The sequence below is a fragment of the Paenibacillus sp. FSL H3-0333 genome (assembly GCF_038002805.1).
Classification (GTDB): Bacteria; Bacillota; Bacilli; order Paenibacillales; family Paenibacillaceae; genus Paenibacillus_AQ; species Paenibacillus_AQ silagei.
The window spans coordinates 3,068,706-3,086,636 of record NZ_JBBODG010000001.1 but is presented as its reverse complement, the minus strand read 5'-3'; the positions used below and the strand labels follow the sequence as shown (position 1 = coordinate 3,086,636).

18 protein-coding genes are annotated in these 17,931 nt (G+C 52.3%); 3 read left to right on the top strand and 15 right to left on the bottom strand.

What is annotated here, in order from left to right; all coding sequences use genetic code 11:
- Nucleotides 1-72 precede the first annotated feature (72 nt).
- On the bottom strand, nucleotides 73-732 hold the full coding sequence (locus MHH78_RS13430) for a helix-turn-helix domain-containing protein (protein WP_340752765.1): 660 nt from the start codon (nucleotides 730-732) through the stop codon (nucleotides 73-75).
- A 237-nt stretch (nucleotides 733-969) separates the two neighbouring features.
- Between MHH78_RS13430 and MHH78_RS13425 the strand changes: the two genes are divergently transcribed.
- Nucleotides 970-1,341, top strand: a complete 372-nt coding sequence (locus MHH78_RS13425) for a hypothetical protein (RefSeq protein WP_076086725.1) — start codon at nucleotides 970-972, stop codon at nucleotides 1,339-1,341.
- A gap of 79 nt (nucleotides 1,342-1,420) precedes the next feature.
- On the opposite strand, the gene MHH78_RS13420 is transcribed toward MHH78_RS13425, so the two are convergent.
- Nucleotides 1,421-2,284, bottom strand: coding sequence for an NAD(P)-dependent oxidoreductase (locus tag MHH78_RS13420; protein WP_341167693.1), 864 nt, complete (start codon nucleotides 2,282-2,284; stop codon nucleotides 1,421-1,423).
- Nucleotides 2,277-2,630: a hypothetical protein gene (locus MHH78_RS13415; protein WP_341167692.1), complete on the bottom strand. Its 354-nt coding sequence runs from the start codon at nucleotides 2,628-2,630 to the stop codon at nucleotides 2,277-2,279. The genes MHH78_RS13420 and MHH78_RS13415 overlap by 8 nt, the downstream gene beginning before the upstream one ends.
- Nucleotides 2,631-2,753: 123 nt before the next feature.
- Between MHH78_RS13415 and MHH78_RS13410 the strand changes: the two genes are divergently transcribed.
- Nucleotides 2,754-3,710, top strand: coding sequence for a helix-turn-helix transcriptional regulator (locus tag MHH78_RS13410; protein ID WP_341167691.1), 957 nt, complete (start codon nucleotides 2,754-2,756; stop codon nucleotides 3,708-3,710).
- Between the two features lie 1,399 nt (nucleotides 3,711-5,109).
- Entirely contained in the window at nucleotides 5,110-5,544 is a 435-nt protein-coding gene (locus tag MHH78_RS13405; protein ID WP_341167690.1) for a hypothetical protein, read from the top strand.
- 130 nt (nucleotides 5,545-5,674) lie between these two features.
- Here MHH78_RS13405 and spo0A read toward each other — a convergent pair whose 3' ends face one another.
- The 12 genes from spo0A to nusB form a co-directional block, all read right to left on the bottom strand.
- Nucleotides 5,675-6,493: a sporulation transcription factor Spo0A gene (gene spo0A, locus MHH78_RS13400; protein ID WP_340827354.1), complete on the bottom strand. Its 819-nt coding sequence runs from the start codon at nucleotides 6,491-6,493 to the stop codon at nucleotides 5,675-5,677.
- A gap of 197 nt (nucleotides 6,494-6,690) precedes the next feature.
- On the bottom strand, nucleotides 6,691-7,800 hold the full coding sequence (gene spoIVB / locus MHH78_RS13395; RefSeq protein WP_081751394.1) for a SpoIVB peptidase: 1,110 nt from the start codon (nucleotides 7,798-7,800) through the stop codon (nucleotides 6,691-6,693).
- Nucleotides 7,801-7,938: 138 nt separating this feature from the next.
- A complete protein-coding gene (gene recN, locus MHH78_RS13390; RefSeq protein WP_341167689.1) occupies nucleotides 7,939-9,666 on the bottom strand; it encodes a DNA repair protein RecN in 1,728 nt (575 codons plus the stop codon).
- A 49-nt stretch (nucleotides 9,667-9,715) separates the two neighbouring features.
- The gene (gene ahrC, locus MHH78_RS13385; protein WP_036698370.1) at nucleotides 9,716-10,165 is read right to left on the bottom strand and encodes a transcriptional regulator AhrC/ArgR; all 450 of its coding nucleotides are present in this window, start codon (nucleotides 10,163-10,165) and stop codon (nucleotides 9,716-9,718) included.
- A gap of 26 nt (nucleotides 10,166-10,191) precedes the next feature.
- Complete coding sequence (locus MHH78_RS13380; protein ID WP_235192067.1) at nucleotides 10,192-10,662, bottom strand: hypothetical protein; 471 nt, start codon at nucleotides 10,660-10,662, stop codon at nucleotides 10,192-10,194.
- A gap of 124 nt (nucleotides 10,663-10,786) precedes the next feature.
- Entirely contained in the window at nucleotides 10,787-11,662 is an 876-nt protein-coding gene (locus MHH78_RS13375; RefSeq protein WP_341167688.1) for a TlyA family RNA methyltransferase, read from the bottom strand.
- A 42-nt stretch (nucleotides 11,663-11,704) separates the two neighbouring features.
- Nucleotides 11,705-13,609 carry a 1-deoxy-D-xylulose-5-phosphate synthase gene (gene dxs / locus MHH78_RS13370; protein WP_341167687.1) on the bottom strand — a complete coding sequence of 635 codons (1,905 nt, stop codon included), beginning with the start codon at nucleotides 13,607-13,609 and terminating at the stop codon, nucleotides 11,705-11,707.
- 95 nt (nucleotides 13,610-13,704) lie between these two features.
- Nucleotides 13,705-14,652 carry a polyprenyl synthetase family protein gene (locus MHH78_RS13365; protein WP_341167686.1) on the bottom strand — a complete coding sequence of 316 codons (948 nt, stop codon included), beginning with the start codon at nucleotides 14,650-14,652 and terminating at the stop codon, nucleotides 13,705-13,707.
- Entirely contained in the window at nucleotides 14,639-14,896 is a 258-nt protein-coding gene (gene xseB / locus MHH78_RS13360) for an exodeoxyribonuclease VII small subunit (protein ID WP_036731943.1), read from the bottom strand. The genes MHH78_RS13365 and xseB overlap by 14 nt, the downstream gene beginning before the upstream one ends.
- Nucleotides 14,868-16,253, bottom strand: a complete 1,386-nt coding sequence (gene xseA / locus MHH78_RS13355; RefSeq protein WP_341167685.1) for an exodeoxyribonuclease VII large subunit — start codon at nucleotides 16,251-16,253, stop codon at nucleotides 14,868-14,870. Before xseA ends, xseB begins: the two co-directional genes overlap by 29 nt.
- A gap of 9 nt (nucleotides 16,254-16,262) precedes the next feature.
- A complete protein-coding gene (gene folD, locus MHH78_RS13350; protein WP_036698383.1) occupies nucleotides 16,263-17,120 on the bottom strand; it encodes a bifunctional methylenetetrahydrofolate dehydrogenase/methenyltetrahydrofolate cyclohydrolase FolD in 858 nt (285 codons plus the stop codon).
- Between the two features lie 104 nt (nucleotides 17,121-17,224).
- Entirely contained in the window at nucleotides 17,225-17,674 is a 450-nt protein-coding gene (gene nusB / locus MHH78_RS13345; RefSeq protein WP_036698385.1) for a transcription antitermination factor NusB, read from the bottom strand.
- Nucleotides 17,675-17,931 lie beyond the last annotated feature (257 nt).

The following is a 17,931-nucleotide window of genomic DNA, read 5'->3' as shown; positions in this document are numbered from 1 at the left end:
TCAAGATGAATAGATGGCTGCAAATAAGGGCAACATTATTCATTTTGCAAGCACGCTAAGCCGGGCACTTCATTACTTATACACGCCCTTAATCTGCTGCACTTTGAACTGGGTGAATTCCTTCAAGGCCTGAATCACCTGGTCCTGTTCCTCTTCCTTCAGCTCATAGATGCCTTCACGCAGCCATTCTCCGAATAAGAAAGCCTGGCGTCCCTGACGGGGCTGCCTGCGGAGGCTGTCCAGACTTCCCTCGAATATATCGTTCAGCACATCGGTCAGGTTGTACTTCTCGATCTTCTCTATAACCATTCCTGCCCCATATTCCGTCTCATATACGATGACCTCGTCAGAATCAAAGGAAACATATGACGTTTCTTTGTCTTCCTTCGCCCGGAATTCCTTCAGCTTGTTGAACGCCGTCTCGTAAATGTAGTCCTGGGACTGATTATGCTTAGGCAGCTTGTAGCCCTGCTTCAGCGTCTTGATGTACTCAATATCAGGCATATAGTCGGCCAAATGATACATCCGGTTCTTGAGATCCCCTCCGAGTGCTTCAATGATCTTATCCAGGTTATCCTTAAGCGGGATACTCTCTCCCCGTTCAATCTTGCTGAGCTGTGAATAACTGATGCCGCTCTTCTCTTCCAGCCCCCTGAGGGTTAACCCCCGGGCCTTCCTGAAGTGCCGGATGAAATTCCCCAGCTCATCGGGGTAATTATCGAAATCGTTCATAAGAGCCACCTCTACCTATATCATAACACAAGACAACAATTTGTGTTTCATAATAACAATTGTTTGTGTAAATTCTTTAGGCGAGAAGCGTAAAACCCTCCATATCCCCTTAATATATGGGGTTATTTTCCATAAATGAGAACCATTCTAATCCGTTTTCCTTATTCTCTCAAATAGACCCCAATCTTATCCGATATAACCTAATGTAAACTTAATACCACAACTGGAGGAATGTTCATGTCTTACACAATGGAAGTCAATCTTGCAAAAAACCAGGTGATCGTTAAAGCCTACGGCCTGACTGAGAGTGACGTACCCGCCTACATAGCAGATTTTGAGAACGCTCTGAAGCAGCTGAAGCCAGGCTTTACCGGAGTAACTGATGTGACAGGTTCCCCAACCGTGCTCTCTCCTGAAGTAGCCGCAATGCTCGCTCCCACCGGTGACCGCGCGATAGAAGCAGGGGTAGGCGGCTGGGTATACGTTGCAGATTCCCCGGTCTGGAAAATGCAAATGAAAAGACTGTTCGGCAAATTCGCCGTGCATTATCCTACATATCAAGAAGCCGATGCTTACCTGAGCAGTCTGGGCAACCAGTCCGTTAATTAAGGTATATGAAATATAAGCTTATATTTATAACAAAACCGACCAAGCAATGGCTTGGTCGGTTTCTTTTACAGAATTATTATTAGCGTAGTACCTTAACCAAAGCCGCGACTTCCTCGCTCCCATAGCCAGCGTGAAGGGCCTTTTGGAACAGATTTTCAGCGAACCGGGGAAATTCGTTATTGATGCCAGATTCACGCGCTTGAAGCGTAAGCAGCTCAATGCTTGTCATGGACATTTGAAGCGAGCTTAAGGGTTGACTGTAACTGTTGTTCTGGATGACCGTGCCCTGATATTTCATCACCTCACCGATCACCGGCGATACCTGGGCAATCATTGCACCAAAAGCCTCTACAGATAAGTCATCCGTTTCAAGAATGCGTGCCGCGTGTAAAAACCCCAGATAAGAGCCGAACAGATAGGCCAGGAAGGCCAAGTCGGTCGATGCTGCTGCGCTGACTTGTTCACCGTGATAAGATACGTTTCCGGCCAGCTTTTGTAAAAGCGACTCACTCTGTCCCCATGCGCTCATGCTGCCTGAGGCGAAGATTGTAGCTCCCGCGCTGCCCATCTGCGGCGGTGATGCCACAATAGCTCCGTCAAGATATGCCACCCCCAGTCCAGCGGCCCACGCTTCAAGGTCACGGGCTTGCTGCGGACTCCCGGTACTGAGCTGAATGAGCACACGGCCGGCCAGAGCGGACTTCACGGGCTCCTGGTCCAGTATGCTTGTGGACACGTGGTAATCAGCTACACAGATGATCGTGATCGGACTGGCAGCTATGGCTGAAGCTGCACTGGATGCGAGAACGGCCCCTCGACGGATAAGTGCATCCGCTCTTGCAGGGGTGCGGTTCCATACCGTAACCTGGTAATTCTGCTCTACCAGTACTGCGGCGATCGCTGCTCCCATGGCTCCGAGGCCAATCACAGTAACTTTATGCATGAGCTGAGTCCTCCTTAGCATTCCCGGAAGCGGATTTTGCCACAGTGAGATGCATCATTTGAATGCCCTGGGAGTCGATCATACCGGCAAACTCACGAAACTCCGGTGCAGCATGAAGCTGTTCCATCGCTGCCAGCGCCGTCTCCATTGTTGTCCAGTAGATCATATCGGTCCATTGGGTATGGTCTGCGGTATGCATCAGATTGCGGGACTTAAACCCGGGAATCCGGGTGTGTAGGAATTGGGTTAAGGTCCGTGCAGCTTCGAGGAAACTGGCCTCGTTTGTGTCTTCTTTTAAATGAAATACAACCAATTCCAGTACATAGGGTGTTGTTGCTTGTGTCATGTTCATTGCTCCTCTAATGTTATTGTTAGCTGTGTCGTAGGCTTGACTTCACTAATATGGTTTAGTATAAAGAAGAATAGTGCCAAACCATGGCACTATTCCAAATTTAATTCCCAAGGGAGTATGAAAGTGAACAAAGCACAACGCCTCATCCAATTAATTATGCTGGTAAATGAACGCAGGAAATTTACAATACAGGAGTTAGCTGACGAGTGCGGCGTATCCCGGCGGACCATGATCCGCGATCTGACGGAGCTGAGTGAGCTGGGAGTGCCTCTGTATTCCCAACCGGGGGCTCACGGGGGCTACCGCGTCCTGCGCGAAAAGGTACTTCCGCCGATCAGCTTCACGGAGCCTGAGGCGATGGCTTTGTTTTTTGCCTGCCAGTCGCTTCAGAACTATAAATCCCTCCCGTTCGACGATGAGGTCAACACCGCACTGCAAAAATTCATGCATTACATGACAGCGGACAGGAAAGCAGCGATTCAACGGATGCAAGAGAGTCTGGTGTTCTGGATACCTCCCCATGATCTGGACCTTCCTTGTCTAAGAGACTTACTGGAAGCGGCTTTGGAGCAACAGACCGTCCATATTGTTTATGAAGCCAAGGAACGGAGTGAGCGAGACATTCTACCTCTTGGTGTGTATACAGTGAATGGATTGTGGTATTGCCGGGCGTATTGCGGGGTAGCCAAGTATATGCGGGTCTTCCGTGTAGATCGGGTGAAAACGTGTCTACCAGCGGCAGATAACAATCTGACCTACAATATTGCATCCGAGGAGGCCAATATTCGCCATTGGGTGATGCAGATGGAGGACAGGGATCTGGTGGAACTGGTAGTGGAGCTGACGCCTGAGGGCGTTAGACGCTGCCAATCTGAGATATGGCTGTCCCAGTCGATTGAAGTGCATGAGGATGGTTCAGGCGTTATAGATACGCACATAAGTGAGTCCTATCTGAACTGGGCAGCCCATTTTTTTCTGGGATTCGGATTGGAAGCCCATGTACGCCAGCCTGTGGCTCTACGAGGACAAATAGGAAGACTGCTGCAGGAATTATCGAATCAATATAGGAGCTGAAGCAAAAATGATTCTGCTGCTGTCACAAGCAAAGAGCCGGAGCTGCACCGCAGTCTCCGACGCTCCGGGGGCATCCAATCCGGTAACTAGCTGCTATAGATTCACTACATATAATGACCCAAGTGTTTTTTGTTATTCCTTAATACCCCGGCCAAGGACGCCGCACACAATATAATATAGAGTCCCAGGAAAAGCGGCATGGACAGGACCGCCTTACGCTCAACAATCCCCATTCCAATAAAAGTCATCCCTAATATGAGATAGGGCAGGACCATCCCTCTTTGAAAAGAGGCCCGCGCCTCCTTACTCAAACTATCCCTAACGGATTGCCGAAGGAACACATCAAGTCCAAAAAAGTGACAAGCCGCTTGTGTGAGCATCCAGATCCCTAAAAGAATCTGCGCTATGATTTCTCCCACCTCCTTTGCGTATCCCTTCATTATAAACTAAAAAAAGCCACTCCATGAAGGAGTGACTTGATTTGTTATTCACTCAGTTGACGCAGCTTCAGTATCTTTTATATATAATACTTTCCAGCTGATACTGTTTAAAGTATGATTATAGATGTAAGGGAGGGAGGTGATTCCCTTGGAGACATGGCAAAAGCTTTCAGTCATCATTGCAGTACTATCCTTCGTTCGTCTAATCATCAAAGACATTGCTGAAATTAAGGACAAACACAAGAAAGTACGCAAAAAGAAAACGTCTAGGACTTCGGCAAAAAGTCGTAGACGTAAGCGCTAGGCTCCAACAGCCTGATGATATGGAATGGAACGGACACAACACCGTTCCCCTTTTTCCCTTACAGTTTACATTATAACGTTGCATATAGTCAATGTAAAAGGCCAATTCATTTATCTCACTATAGCTTAGAAGGATGTGTATTCAATGTCTAAATCTAAACGTGAAGGTACATTACGATTGTCAATATTCATCATCATGATACCTTTGATTTTCGTTGTTCAATCCAATCCTTACTATATAGCTATTATCTCGTTCGTTGCTCTGTATTCGCTTTTAACTGGCGTTTACAGACTCACACGCAAGTCATGACAGCAGACGAGGCTGTTACTCATTGACGACTGGCTCAGGATCATCCTAGACAAATAGAACGTAACAATATAACTGAAGCCTCGCGATGGGCTTCTTTATTTGTGTGAAGAAGAACAATATCACTCCAACGGGTGAAGGATGCGGGTGTCTCATCGTTTTCTGGTGAAATACATCCAGCCCATATGCCTTTTAGCCACACAATGTAGCCGGGTATCGGAAGCTTTCTGAAGTGTTTATTCCTTTCATGACGGTACTCCCGCCTATCTGTCGCCATTTCTGAGAGTTTTTCTCACCGACCACTGTATGGAGCCTGATTGTTGCACCTTTTGCAGGATTCCTCTAAAAAATGTTACTGGCTACGGTACATTGTTGCTTCATTTGCATAAATTCCGGCATTTTAGAGCAAGTTAGCGCTGGCTTTGTTGCTTTTCATGCAGGATTTCAACAAAAGTTGCTGCGATTAGGCAGCATTGCTGCACTTCTTGCAGGATTTCCCTGCAATCTTACGGGCTGTAGAGCATTAGCGTTAGGCCCCTACATCATCGCAGCAGCACTGAATATGATCGGTTTTTCCATTACATTTGGGCCACGTGCCCACATAGCGCCGAATGTGATCGGTTTTTCCATTACATTTGGGCCACATGCCCATGTAGCGCCGAATGTGATCGGTTTTTCGATTACATTTGGGCCACGTGCCTCTGCCGCGCGAAATGTGATCGGTTTTTCCATTACATTCCCATTGTGTTCGGCTTTTCGTGTACATCCGACCTGTGTCCAGTGAAACAAAATACCACTTGCTATTGGGGAATACAATTTCCCATTAGCAAGTGGTATTTATTATTATGCATTCCGGTATTCACAGTACAGGCTCTAGACTGAGTATCCCATCATCTATCCTGCCCCTAACCCCTTCAACCCACCTTATGCTCAATGCGCAGCTTATCCGCTACCATGGCAATAAATTCCGAGTTAGTTGGCTTGGATTTGGAGATATTAATGGTATAGCCGAACAGGTGGGAGATGCTGTCGATGTTGCCACGGGTCCAGGCGACCTCAATCGCATGGCGGATGGCGCGTTCTACGCGGGAAGGCGTGGTCTTGAATTTCTCGGCTATAGCCGGATACAGCGTCTTGGTGATGGCACCAAGAATCTCAATGTTGTTATAGACCATGGTGATGGCTTCACGCAGGTACTGATAGCCTTTGATATGCGCAGGGACGCCGATTTCATGAATGATTGAGGTAATATTCGCATCCAGGTTCTTGCCCTTGGACAGCGGAACCACATTACTGGAAGATCTGGAAGAAGAATAGCCGGACATGCTTCCGGAAGTGCTCATACTGCCCTGCGTGCCGACCAGCTGGCGCACACGGTTCGCCAGAACCTCCATGTCAAACGGTTTCAGAATATAATAAGAGGCGCCAAGCTGAACGGCTCTCTGCGTAATATTCTCCTGGCCAAAAGCGGTCAGCATAATGATCTTGGGCTGCGGATTCAGATCCATATCACGCAGGCGTTCCAGCACGCCGAGGCCGTCCAGATGCGGCATAATGATATCAAGAATAAGGACATCGGGGATCTTACGTGCTCCGCTGAGCATCTGTAGTACCTCTTCCCCATTATAGGCAATGCCTGTTACGGTCATATCTTCTTGTTCAGTAATGTACTCGGCGAGCAAGTTCGTGAACTCCCTGTTATCATCGGCCAACAACACTTCAATATTCTGCACTGGCTACTTCCTCCTTATATATCTGCTATTCAGAAAATAATGATCATCTTCTCTCCCTATAACTTTCGACATCAGGTTTGAATATCCTTCTGTCGAAAATTATTTTTCTTTATTTTTTTTCAGTGTTGATTTATAATTAAATATTTTGTTTCACGTTTCGAGGATAATCGCTGCCCTTCGACAAAAAAATCTTAAGGCTAAACCGCCTTAAGATTGTATTGAGGCTCCTGATCCTGTTGAACCACACCGGAGTCCCTGAGCATCCACTCAATGAAGCAGCCATACCCTGACTTGGGATCATTGACGAACACATGTGTCACTGCACCGATTAGACGGCCGTTCTGGACAATCGGGCTGCCGCTCATTCCCTGGACAATCCCTCCGGTCTTATCGAGCAGACGCGGGTCGGTGATGCGCAGCACCATACCCTTAGTAGCAGGGGTCTGCTGACGGGCCACATGGATGATCTCTACGTTGAAGCGTTCGACCTGCTGACCATCGACAACGGTAAGAATTTGCGCCGGTCCTTCCTTCACTTCAGTGCTCATGGCCACCGGAATCGGCTCCTGATATAGGCTGTGCTCAGGATTACGGGTCATTTTACCGAATATTCCGAAATCCGTGTTGCTCTCCACATTCCCGAGAACCTGGCTTTCCTTCAGAAAATGGGCCCGTTTCTCCCCAGGATCGCCATCCTGACTCTTGGAGATTGAAGTGACGCTGGACTGCACGATATGGCCGCTGCCGACCACAATCGGCGTACCTGTGTTCATGTCGGTGATGACATGCCCAAGGGCCCCGTACACACCCTGCTTGGGGGCGTAGAAAGTGAGGGTCCCTACACCTGCTGCGGAATCACGGATGTAGAGCCCGAGCCGCCACACCTTGTCTGTGCGGTCATACGCGGGCTTTAGCTGAGCTGTGTGCTCTTTACCGCCGCGTTTGTAGACGATGCTTAAGGAATCATTGCTCCGGCCGGCTTGCTCGACCAGCCTTGCTACCTTCGATACCTCGTCCAGCTTCACCCCGTTGATGGAGATCATCAGATCGCCGGGCAGGATGCCGCTGTTCTCGCCGGGTGAAATCTTGGACTGCTCCGATACTTCAATCAGATGATGACCTACCACCAGCACGCCTGCCGACTTCACCTTCACGCCAATCGTCTGACCTCCGGGGATGACCTTAAGTTCACTCTCGGTTCCCTGTACCGCCCTAAGCGGCTGATGTTCAAGCGGTGCTGCGTGGATCTGTGAGGGTCCCGTTATGCCTGATAAACTGAGAAAGAAGGCAAATAAAAGGCCGGGCATTAACTTCCTGAGGTTAGGCTTCAATGGCTGTCACACTCCCTTTTGCTTCTTTCGCTTGACGAAAAAGGTGGTCGCCAATTGCGTACCTATAAGATAACCTTGCCCTCAGGCTTTTATTACTGTCAATCATTGTCCCGCTTAGCTTGCAGCTGCCTTGCTGGCCTCGGCCAGACCCAGCATCTCCTGCGCGTGATGCAATGTTTTTTCGGTAATTTCCACACCGCCCAGCATCCGGGCCAGCTCCATTACGCGGCCTTCGGCCGAGAGGGAGTCCACCTCAGTCATCGTGCGTCCGTCTTCGACTTTTTTGGCAATCAGATATTGATGATCCGCCATACAGGCCACCTGCGGCAGGTGGGTAATGGAGAACACCTGGCAGGTGGAGGACAGCTTATACAGCTTGTCCGCGATGGACTGGGCCGCCCGTCCGCTGACCCCGGTATCCACCTCATCGAAGATAAGGACAGGAATCGCATCATGCCGCGCAAAAATACTCTTCATCGCCAGCATGATCCGCGACAGCTCTCCGCCGGAGGCAATCTTGCCCAGCGGACGCAGCGGCTCGCCGGGATTCGGGGAGATCATGAATTCAGCACTGTCGATCCCCTGCCGGGTCAGACGGTACCGCCGTCCCTGATACTCCATGCCGCGCGGATCTTCGAGCGTCTCCATCTTCACCTGGAGGGAGGTCCGTTCCATCTGCAGGTCCTTCAGCTCTCCCTCGACCTGTGAGGCAAGATCCGTCGCGCACTGCCGCCGCGCTCCGCTTAGCGCTTCGGCTGACTCCATTAAGATATGAAGCAGGCCATCGCGTTTGGCCGTTAATTTCTCAATATATTCGTCCTTATTCTCCAGAAGATCCGTCTCCCGCTCAATCTGCTGATAATACTCCAGAATCTGCTCCACACTATCCCCGTATTTGCGCTGCAGTCCGGTGATCAGATCCAGCCGGTTCTCAATATCCTCCAGCCGTGCCGGATTGAATTCGATCTCTTCACGGTAGTCGCGCAGCTGAAACGCCGCATCCTCCAGCTGGTAATAAGCCGACTGCAATTGCTCGAAGACTGCCCGCAGACCCTTCTCGTCATACCGCACCGCATCTTCAAGCCTGGAGATTACATTGCCAATGGACTCCAGCCCTTGCCTGTCATACAGCAGCTCGTATGCGCCGGATACTGAATCCATCATTTTCTCACTGTGGGATAGTTTTACCCGTTCTTCGGCAAGTAATTCATCTTCTCCCGGTTTTAGTCCCGCAGCAGAAATTTCCTCCAGCTGAAAACGGTACAAATCAAGCATCTGATACGCCTTTTGGCTGGATTCCTGAAGTTCCCGGAGTTCTTTTTCCACTTTGGCGAAGGCTGTATATTTCTCCTGATAATCCGCTTTGAGCGGTCCGATTACCGCCTCCCCATAGGTATCCAGCAGACCCAGGTGACGTTCAGCCTTCAAGAGGTTCTGATGCTCATGCTGTCCATGAATATTGACCAGCTGCTCCCCGATTTCACGCAGCATGCTCAGATTGACCATCTGGCCGTTCACGCGCGAAGTACTCTTGCCCTGGGAGGTAATCTCCCGGCGGATCACCAGATGCTCCTCACGTTCTGCCCCGATGCCCAGCCGCTCCAGCGTATCCCAGACCGGGTGACTTCCCGGCAGGCTGAAAAGCGCTTCCATTTCGGCCTTCTCACACCCATACCGGATGGAGTCAGCGGAACCGCGTCCCCCGGCAATGAGTGCGAGCGCGTCGATGATAATTGATTTTCCGGCACCGGTCTCCCCTGTAAGGACATGGAACCCCGGATAAAAATGCACATCCACCGCCTCAACCACGGCCAGATTGCGTATAGACAATGTCTCTAACACGAATACAGCACCTCCGACATGATGATTGCCTGTCTGCCCGTAAGCAGAACTACGATATATAGCCCATAATTTGTGAAATAACGTCCTTGCTGTCCTCCGGCTGGCGGCAGATTATCAGAATAGTGTCGTCTCCTGAGATCGTACCCATAATTTGGGGCCAGTCGATATTATCGATCAGCGCAGCCACGGAATTGGCCGTTCCAGGCAGACATTTCATCACCACAAGATTCGCGGAATAGTCAATTTGTACAAAGTTGTCCACCAGCACCCGCTTCAGCTTCTGGGTCGGGTTGTAACGCTGGTCGGTGGGCAGGGAATACTTGTAACGCCCGTCATCCATCGGAACCTTGATCAGCAGCAGTTCCTTGATATCGCGGGATACGGTAGCCTGTGTGACTTGAAAACCCGATTCACGCAGTGCCTCCACCAGATCATCCTGGGTTTCGATTTCCTTTTGCGAGATAATTTCTCTAATCTTGATATGCCTGTGTCCCTTCATTGTTGCCTCCCGTATTTATATAGTGCTTAACTGGATTCTCCGTCGTCCTTGCCGAAATTAATTACATGAATGTTGGAATTCACCGTATCCACATAGAGTACCCCGCTGCAATCCGGGTAGATCAGCAGATAGGGGAGGATGTGGTCCCGGAGTCCGCTGCCGGTGAATTCAAGCTCCTTGCGGGGGCGGGACAGGATGACCAGATAGTAATGCTCCTCATTCCTGGTGGCTACATAATCAATGAACAGCCTGCTGTACATCGGTGCCCCATTCACCTGAAAAGACAGCGGAATCTTCAGCTTGCCGCCGATGACCTCATATCCCGCATCCTCCAGCAGAGCGATGGACGGATGGGACTGAATGACCTTGTTGATCGGCACCCGGTCCTTCATGAAGGAACCCGGGGACCCCTGCAGCCAGATATAGATTCTATAAAGGATAAAGATTGCCGCCGCCAGTCCCATAAGTGCCACTACAGCCTTGTCCGAGCTCGCCACTCCTATCACCTCGGTGAATCTATTCGCGCGAGGGCGGGTGAAATCCTGCTTCGGTCTGACAATCTGCCGCTAATTTCCGGTTCAAGGAGACCAATAAATTCTTATATTAGGCAGCAAAAGAAACTCATCGCTTAGATGAGTTTCCATGGCCCGCAGCGCTGAAGGTTGCATTCGCTTCCTTAATGACCGAGTCGGCAAGCGCGGCGAAATTATTCGGCTGTGCTTCAGCCGCAGAAGTCTGCTCCGCAGCCTCTGCAGGCAGCAGCTTCCAGTGTGCCAGAAATTCAATATTACCTTCCCCGCCGGTAATGGGGGAATACGTCAGTCCTGCAAGCGTGTAGCCCAGTTCGGCTGCCATGGACAGTACATTTATCAGTACCTCCCGGTGAACAGCCGGTTCGCGCACAACTCCAGACTTGCCCACCTTCTCGCGGCCGGCTTCGAACTGCGGCTTAATCAGCGCAGCGATATCAGCAGGACGGTTCAGCAGCGCCATAAGCGGCGGCAGGATGATCTTCAGTGAAATGAAGGAGACATCGATACTTGCAAAGTCAGGTACCGGTCCCTTCAAATCGGGCGGGATCATGTAACGGAAGTTGGTCTGCTCCATTACGGTTACCCGTTCATCATTACGCAGGCTCCAGTCGAGCTGGTTATGTCCTACATCGATCGCGTACACCTGGGCCGCTCCGTTCTGAAGTGCACAATCGGTGAAGCCTCCTGTTGAGGAGCCGATATCCAGCATATTACGGCCGGTCAGCTCGATGCCGAACTGCCGCAAGGCCTTCTCCAGCTTCAAGCCGCCGCGGCTGACATAGGGGTGCAGTGCTCCCTTGACTCTTAGGACAGAGCTGCGCAGCACCTTCATCCCCGGCTTTTCTATCCGTTCTTCGTTCGCAAGCACAAGCCCCGCCATAATGGCAGCCTTGGCCTTCTCCCGGCTGTCGTAGAAGCCTTGCTCCACTAACAGCACATCAATTCGTTCCTTAGGGTGTTCCATGTTCATCTCCCGATCACTTCGGTCCTCCTTCCGCCCCTGCCCTTACGAGGTGGAAGTTGACTTATAGGTATAAGTGCTAAGACCCTTCATTGACTTTATACGTGCGCACACGGCTTCAACGGTAAGGCCGGTTTCCTGGCGTTGCTCCTTAATCGACCCATGCTCGACGAAAATATCCGGCACGCCCATCAGGTGGACATGCGCATCATATATCTCATGCTCTGCAAAGAACTCCAGCACCGCACTGCCAAGGCTGCCGGCCTGGCTCGCTTCTTCCAGCACCACCATCCCTGTTCCGGCATGTGCCAGATCAAGCAGCATGGTGTTATCCAGCGGCTTCAGGAAGCGCGCATTCACCACACCAACCTGAATCCCTTCACGCTTCAGCACTTCTGCCGCCTCTTCAGCAACCTGAACCATCGGGCCGCAGGCAAGCACGGCATAATCCTCACCAGGACGCAGGCGTTCCCAGGTGCCGATAGGCAGACTGTGCAGCTCAGCATCCATAGCCACACCCGTGCCGTTAATCCGCGGATAACGGTAAGCAATCGGTCCTTCATTATAGTCCAGCGCCGTCTTCATCATGTGGCGCAGCTCATTCTCATCCTTCGGCATCATAAGCACCATGTTCGGGATATGACGCATAAAAGCAATATCGTACACGCCCTGATGGGTCTCCCCGTCCGCGCCGACGAAGCCCGCACGGTCGATGGCGAACATAACATTGGCATTATGGCGGCAAATGTCATGAACGATCTGATCATAGGCACGCTGCATAAAGGTGGAATAGACGGCAAATACCGGCTTCATGCCTTCCATAGCCAAGGCCGCACATAATGTGGCGGCATGCTGCTCCGCAATCCCGACATCAATCATCCGGTCCGGGAATTCCTTGGCGAACGGGAAAAGTCCCGAGCCGCCCGGCATCGCCGGTGTTACGGCAATCAGCCGCTTGTCCTGATGCCCCAGCTCAATTAACGTCTGTCCGAAGACTTCCGTGTACATCGGATTGCCGACCGCTTGAAGCACCTGGCCAGATTCGATTTTGTAGGGGGAAATGCCGTGCCATTTATAGGAATCGACTTCCGCCGGTTTGTAGCCCTTGCCTTTGGTGGTAAGCACATGCACCAGCACAGGCCCAGATACATTATCCGCCTGATGGAAGGTGTCAATCATCTTCTCCAGATCATGACCGTCCACGGGTCCCAGATAGGTAAATCCGAGTTCTTCAAACAGAACACCGGGCACCAGCATGTTCTTCAGACCGTCCTTCACATTCTGCGCAGTCTTCGCCAGACGTCCGCCGATGGCCGGAATTTTCTTCAGCAGGCCTTCGACCTCGTCCTTGGCCCGCAGATAATGACGGTCTGAACGGATCTTGCTTAGATAGTTATGCATAGCCCCAACATTCGGAGCAATCGACATTTCATTATCATTAAGGATAACCATCAGCTTGCGGCCCTCATGTCCAATATGGTTCAAGGCTTCAAAAGCCATACCGCCGGTAAGGGCACCGTCGCCGATCACGGCAATTACCTTATTGTCTCCGCCCTTCAAATCACGGGCCATCGCCATACCCATGGCTGCGGACAATGAGGTACTGCTGTGTCCGGCTTCCCAGACATCATGCTCGCTCTCTGTACGCTTGACGAAGCCGCATAATCCGCCGTACTTGCGCAGTGAATCGAACCGGTCCTGGCGGCCGGTTAATATTTTGTGGACATACGCCTGATGCCCTACGTCATAAATCATTTTGTCCCGTGGACTGTCATAACAGTAGTGCAGGGCCAGTGTAAGCTCCACGACGCCCAGATTGGATGCGAGATGCCCCCCTGTTACAGACAGCTTCTCGATCAGAAACTGGCGGATCTCCTCCGCAAGTGCAGCCAGTTCCCCGACTGATAGAGATTTAAGTTGCTGAGGATCATTTATTTGTGGAAGCAGCACGAGTATTCCCCGCTTTCCTAGATGTTGTAAAATATAAACCCCATTATAACACAAACGAAACGGCTGTCGAAACACAGCCGTTTGCGAAACTTCATTTAGTGATCGCGTGACATCAAATAATCGGCAATTTCCAGCAGCCGGGAAGGGTCCTGGAACCCACCCTCAAGGATCGCATGACGCGCTGCTGCGGTCAATTGCTTGACCTCTGCGCGTGAAGCCTCCAGCCCGATGAAATACGGATAGGTTACTTTTTGCTGCTTGATATCACTGCCGGTTTTTTTGCCCAGCTTGCTCTCATCGCCGATGAGGTCCAGAATATCATCCTGAATCTGGAAGGCCAGGCCAATCTCTGTGCCGAACCGGCGCAGGGCTTCCAGCTGCTGCTCATTCGCACCGGCGATTCTGCCGCCCGCAAGCAAGGAGAAGATCATCAGATCGCCGGTCTTGTGCAGATGAATGTACTGAAGCTGCTGCAAGTCGGTCATGCCCTGCTCACCTTCCATATCGGCTACCTGACCGCCGACCATTCCGCGCGGGCCGGCCATCTCGGCCAGCTCCTCCACGATGGACAACACGCGCTCTGCCGGAACGCCATGCTTACGGGAGGCTTGTACCACACTGTAGAACGCATGGGTCAGCAGCGAATCCCCGGCCAGAATGGCCATCGCTTCCCCAAAGACCTTATGGTTCGTCAGCTTGCCGCGCCGGTAATCATCATTATCCATCGCCGGAAGATCGTCATGAATCAGAGAATAGGTGTGCACCATTTCAATCGCTGCTGCTACAGGCAGCGCAGCTTCACGGCTGCCGCCCAGCGCTTCGCAGGCAGCGGTGACCAGCAGCGGCCGCAGGCGCTTACCACCAGCTTGCAGTGAGTATTCCATCGACTCTCTTAGGACCCGGGGAACGTCCCACTGCTCCGGTACAACTCCGCTGAGAGCAGCGGCAACCCAGCGGCTAACGTCTGCTATATATTCCTCCAGCGGTTCGCGGCTCTGCGCCGCTGCCGAACCGCCCGATGGCTCAAGCTCAGAATGACTCATCGCTATCGCCTTCCAGCCGGTTGCCGAATGGCTTCTTGCGAAGTTCGCCATCCTCCACAGTGATCATTTCAATCTTGCGTTCTACTTGCTCCAGCTTACTGCCGCATAGCTGCGAGAGCTTCATTCCCTGCTGGAATAAATCAATCGCCTTCTCCAGGGGAACGTCACCGTGTTCAAGCTCACGCACGATACCCTCCAGGCGCTCCATGGCTCCCTCAAAATCCAGTTCCGCTTCCTTCGCCATTCGCTTTGCCATCCTCCTTCATTCCCCATACGTGGCAGTTTAGTTGTCCGTCATTAAGCTTTATGTTGACCACATCGCCAAGCTCTACTTCCTTCAGCGATTTGATTAAATGCTGCTCTTTCTCGTCATACACAAGGCTGTAGCCCCGTGACATGACCTTAAGCGGGCTAAGCGCATCCAGATGCCGCAGCTCTGCCCCGAACCGCGCGCGCTTATCTGCAAGGCGCGCCTGCATGGCCGCCGTCAGCTCACGGGTGAGGCCATCCGTGCGCCGGCGGGCAGCGCTGACGCTGCTAAGCGGATGGAAGCGCTGCAGGCTCTGGTGCAGCAGCGCGCTGCGCCCCTGCGCGCGGCTGTGCCTTGCCTCTGCTGCGCGGAGCAGGGCCGCGCGCAGCATATCCAGCCGCTGCGCGTGCTGGGCCAGCTGCCGGCGGGGGCCGGCCAGCGCCAGCGAGCGCTGCAGCGCAGCGAGGCGTTCGCCGCCGCGCTGCGAGCGGCGCAGCAGCCCTTGGCGCAGCCGCTGCCGGGCCATGCGCAGCTGCCCGGCCAGCTCGGCTGCGCTCGGCACAGCGAGCTCCGCCGCTGCCGTAGGGGTGGCCGCCCGGAGATCGGCGGCGAAATCGGCGATCGTGAAGTCGGTCTCGTGGCCCACGGCCGAGATGACCGGAATCCCGGAGGCCGCAATCGCCCGGGCAACGGCCTCTTCATTGAAGGCCCACAGCTCCTCCAGGGAGCCGCCGCCGCGCCCGACGATCAGCACATCGGCCTCTCCCATGGCATTCAGGTTCTGTATGGCCTGTACAATGGACGGTCCAGCCCCCTTACCCTGCACTAGTACAGGGTGGAGTACAATCGCAACCTGCGGGTAGCGCCGCTGCAGGGTGATGATGATATCCCTCACAGCCGCTCCTGTCGGGGAGGTCACAACTCCGATGCAGCGCGGGAATTGCGGCAGCGGACGCTTGCGCTCCGCTGCGAACAGGCCTTCCTTCTCCAGCTTGCTCTTCAGCTGCTCGTAAGCCAGATACAGGCTGCCGATTCCGTCAGGCTGCATATGTGTTGCATAGAACTGGTATTGCCCGTCCCGTTCATATACAGTCACATTTCCCCTGGCGATTACCTTCGTGCCTTCCTTCGGCACGAACGGCAGCCGCGAGTTATGCGAAGCGAACATGATGGCTTTGATCCGGCTGCTCTCATCCTTCAGCGTGAAGTACATATGCCCGCTTCCGTGATGGGTGAAATTCGAGATTTCACCGCGAATCCATACGTCGGACAGCAGCACATCCGAATCCAGCTTCATACGGATATATTTGTTAAGCTCCTTGATGGAGTAGATCTGCCGCTCTGCCGCCATAAGTCCGGCCTACTTCAGGCCGCGGCGGCGTTTGGCCGCGATCAGCGTGTTACTCATAAGCATAGTAATCGTCATCGGTCCCACTCCGCCCGGCACCGGCGTAATGAACCCGGCCACTTCCCGGGCACTCTCATAATCGACATCGCCGGCAAGCTTGCCGGTATCCAGACGGTTCATGCCGACATCAATCACAATCGCACCCGGCTTCACGAATGAAGCATCGATGAAGTTGGCCCGTCCAATCGCTACCACCAGGATATCGGCCTGGCGGCTAAGCTCAGCCATATTCGCTGTGCGCGAGTGGCACATGGTTACTGTGGCATTCTCCCGCTGTAACAGCAGGGATACAGGCTTGCCGACAATATTACTGCGGCCGATCACTACCGCGTGTTTGCCGGAAATGTCCGTACCGGTCCGCTTGATTAGTTCAATAACCCCGGCAGGTGTACAGGGAAGCAGACTGTCGTCCCCGATGACGAGGTTCCCCACATTGACCGGGTGGAAGCCGTCCACATCCTTCTCTACCGAGATGGCGTCAATCACAGCCTTCTCTTCAATATGCTTCGGAAGCGGCAGCTGAACGAGGATGCCGTCAATATCGCTGCGACCGTTCAGGTCTGCCACCAGTGCCAGCAGCTCCTGCTGGGTGGTAGCGGCATCCAGCCGGTGCACCTCGGAATGGAAGCCCAGTTCAATACAGGACTTCTCCTTGTTACGCACATAGACCTGGGAAGCCGGATCTTCACCGACCAGAACGACAGCCAGACCCGGCTTTACGCCGCGCTCCGCTAAGTCTGCAACCTCCCGGGCAATCCCGATCCGAATGTCGTCCGATACCTGTTTACCGCTGATAATCGCTGCTGTCATGTAAGTCTCTCCCCTATTGTCTATTGAAGGCTTATAAGCCTGTTACTGCCACTTGCTGTGAATCTGAATCTGAATCTGAATCTGAATCCGAAGCTGAAGCTGAACTACAGCTCAGCTCTAAGCGTGTCCACATCCTGAATCATTTTACCGAGGACACCATTCACGAATTTACCGGAATCTTCTGTGCCGAAATGCTTGGCCAGATCAATCGCCTCATTGACAGACACCTTGGCCGGCACATCGCTGGCGAAGATCATCTCGAAGGTAGCCAGACGCAGAATCTGACGGTCTACACGTGACAAGCGGCTCATCTGCCAGCCCTTAAGATAATGCTCCAGCATATCGTCGATCGCCATTTTGTGTTCCCACACGCCGTTTACATGCGTAACTACATATGCCTTCAGTTCAATCTCATCTGTAATAACGCGCTCGGTTTCATTCTCATCTGCCGCTTCTTCAATCAGCATGTCAACCGCTTCGGTAACCTCTACATCGTTCATTTCCATCTGGTACAGGCTTTGTACAATAATTTCTCTCGCTAAACGTCTCTTCATGTGTTCCTCCTACGAACTAACCTCTTGTTTTGGTGTTACAGATTACAACGATTATAACCGGACCAGCTTCTATACTACATTTCCTCACATAAACAGCCGCATAGGCTGATATAGGAGCATTTATACCCTTAATTTTCTCAAAAAGCCCACTCCGGGCAATTTATATTGCCTTTTCAGCAAAAAACCGCGCAGCCTTTCTTCCGCAGGTCAGCAACTCAAAGTAACGGGTTCCAGGCTTCCGGGAGAAAGACTATCGC

What these genes read in the sequence shown, in the direction of transcription:
- MHH78_RS13375 (WP_341167688.1), bottom strand. Translation starts at nt 11,662, where the DNA reads ATGGAACACCCTAAGGAACGAATTGATGTGCTGTTAGTGGAGCAAGGC.
- ahrC (WP_036698370.1), bottom strand. Translation starts at nt 10,165, where the DNA reads ATGAAGGGACACAGGCATATCAAGATTAGAGAAATTATCTCGCAAAAG.
- MHH78_RS13410 (WP_341167691.1), top strand. Translation starts at nt 2,754, where the DNA reads ATGAAAGTGAACAAAGCACAACGCCTCATCCAATTAATTATGCTGGTA.
- MHH78_RS13405 (WP_341167690.1), top strand. Translation starts at nt 5,110, where the DNA reads ATGTTACTGGCTACGGTACATTGTTGCTTCATTTGCATAAATTCCGGC.
- MHH78_RS13425 (WP_076086725.1), top strand. Translation starts at nt 970, where the DNA reads ATGTCTTACACAATGGAAGTCAATCTTGCAAAAAACCAGGTGATCGTT.
- nusB (WP_036698385.1), bottom strand. Translation starts at nt 17,674, where the DNA reads ATGAAGAGACGTTTAGCGAGAGAAATTATTGTACAAAGCCTGTACCAG.
- folD (WP_036698383.1), bottom strand. Translation starts at nt 17,120, where the DNA reads ATGACAGCAGCGATTATCAGCGGTAAACAGGTATCGGACGACATTCGG.
- MHH78_RS13430 (WP_340752765.1), bottom strand. Translation starts at nt 732, where the DNA reads ATGAACGATTTCGATAATTACCCCGATGAGCTGGGGAATTTCATCCGG.
- xseA (WP_341167685.1), bottom strand. Translation starts at nt 16,253, where the DNA reads ATGGCGGCAGAGCGGCAGATCTACTCCATCAAGGAGCTTAACAAATAT.
- MHH78_RS13415 (WP_341167692.1), bottom strand. Translation starts at nt 2,630, where the DNA reads ATGACACAAGCAACAACACCCTATGTACTGGAATTGGTTGTATTTCAT.
- xseB (WP_036731943.1), bottom strand. Translation starts at nt 14,896, where the DNA reads ATGGCGAAGGAAGCGGAACTGGATTTTGAGGGAGCCATGGAGCGCCTG.
- MHH78_RS13365 (WP_341167686.1), bottom strand. Translation starts at nt 14,652, where the DNA reads ATGAGTCATTCTGAGCTTGAGCCATCGGGCGGTTCGGCAGCGGCGCAG.
- spoIVB (WP_081751394.1), bottom strand. Translation starts at nt 7,800, where the DNA reads ATGCCCGGCCTTTTATTTGCCTTCTTTCTCAGTTTATCAGGCATAACG.
- MHH78_RS13420 (WP_341167693.1), bottom strand. Translation starts at nt 2,284, where the DNA reads ATGCATAAAGTTACTGTGATTGGCCTCGGAGCCATGGGAGCAGCGATC.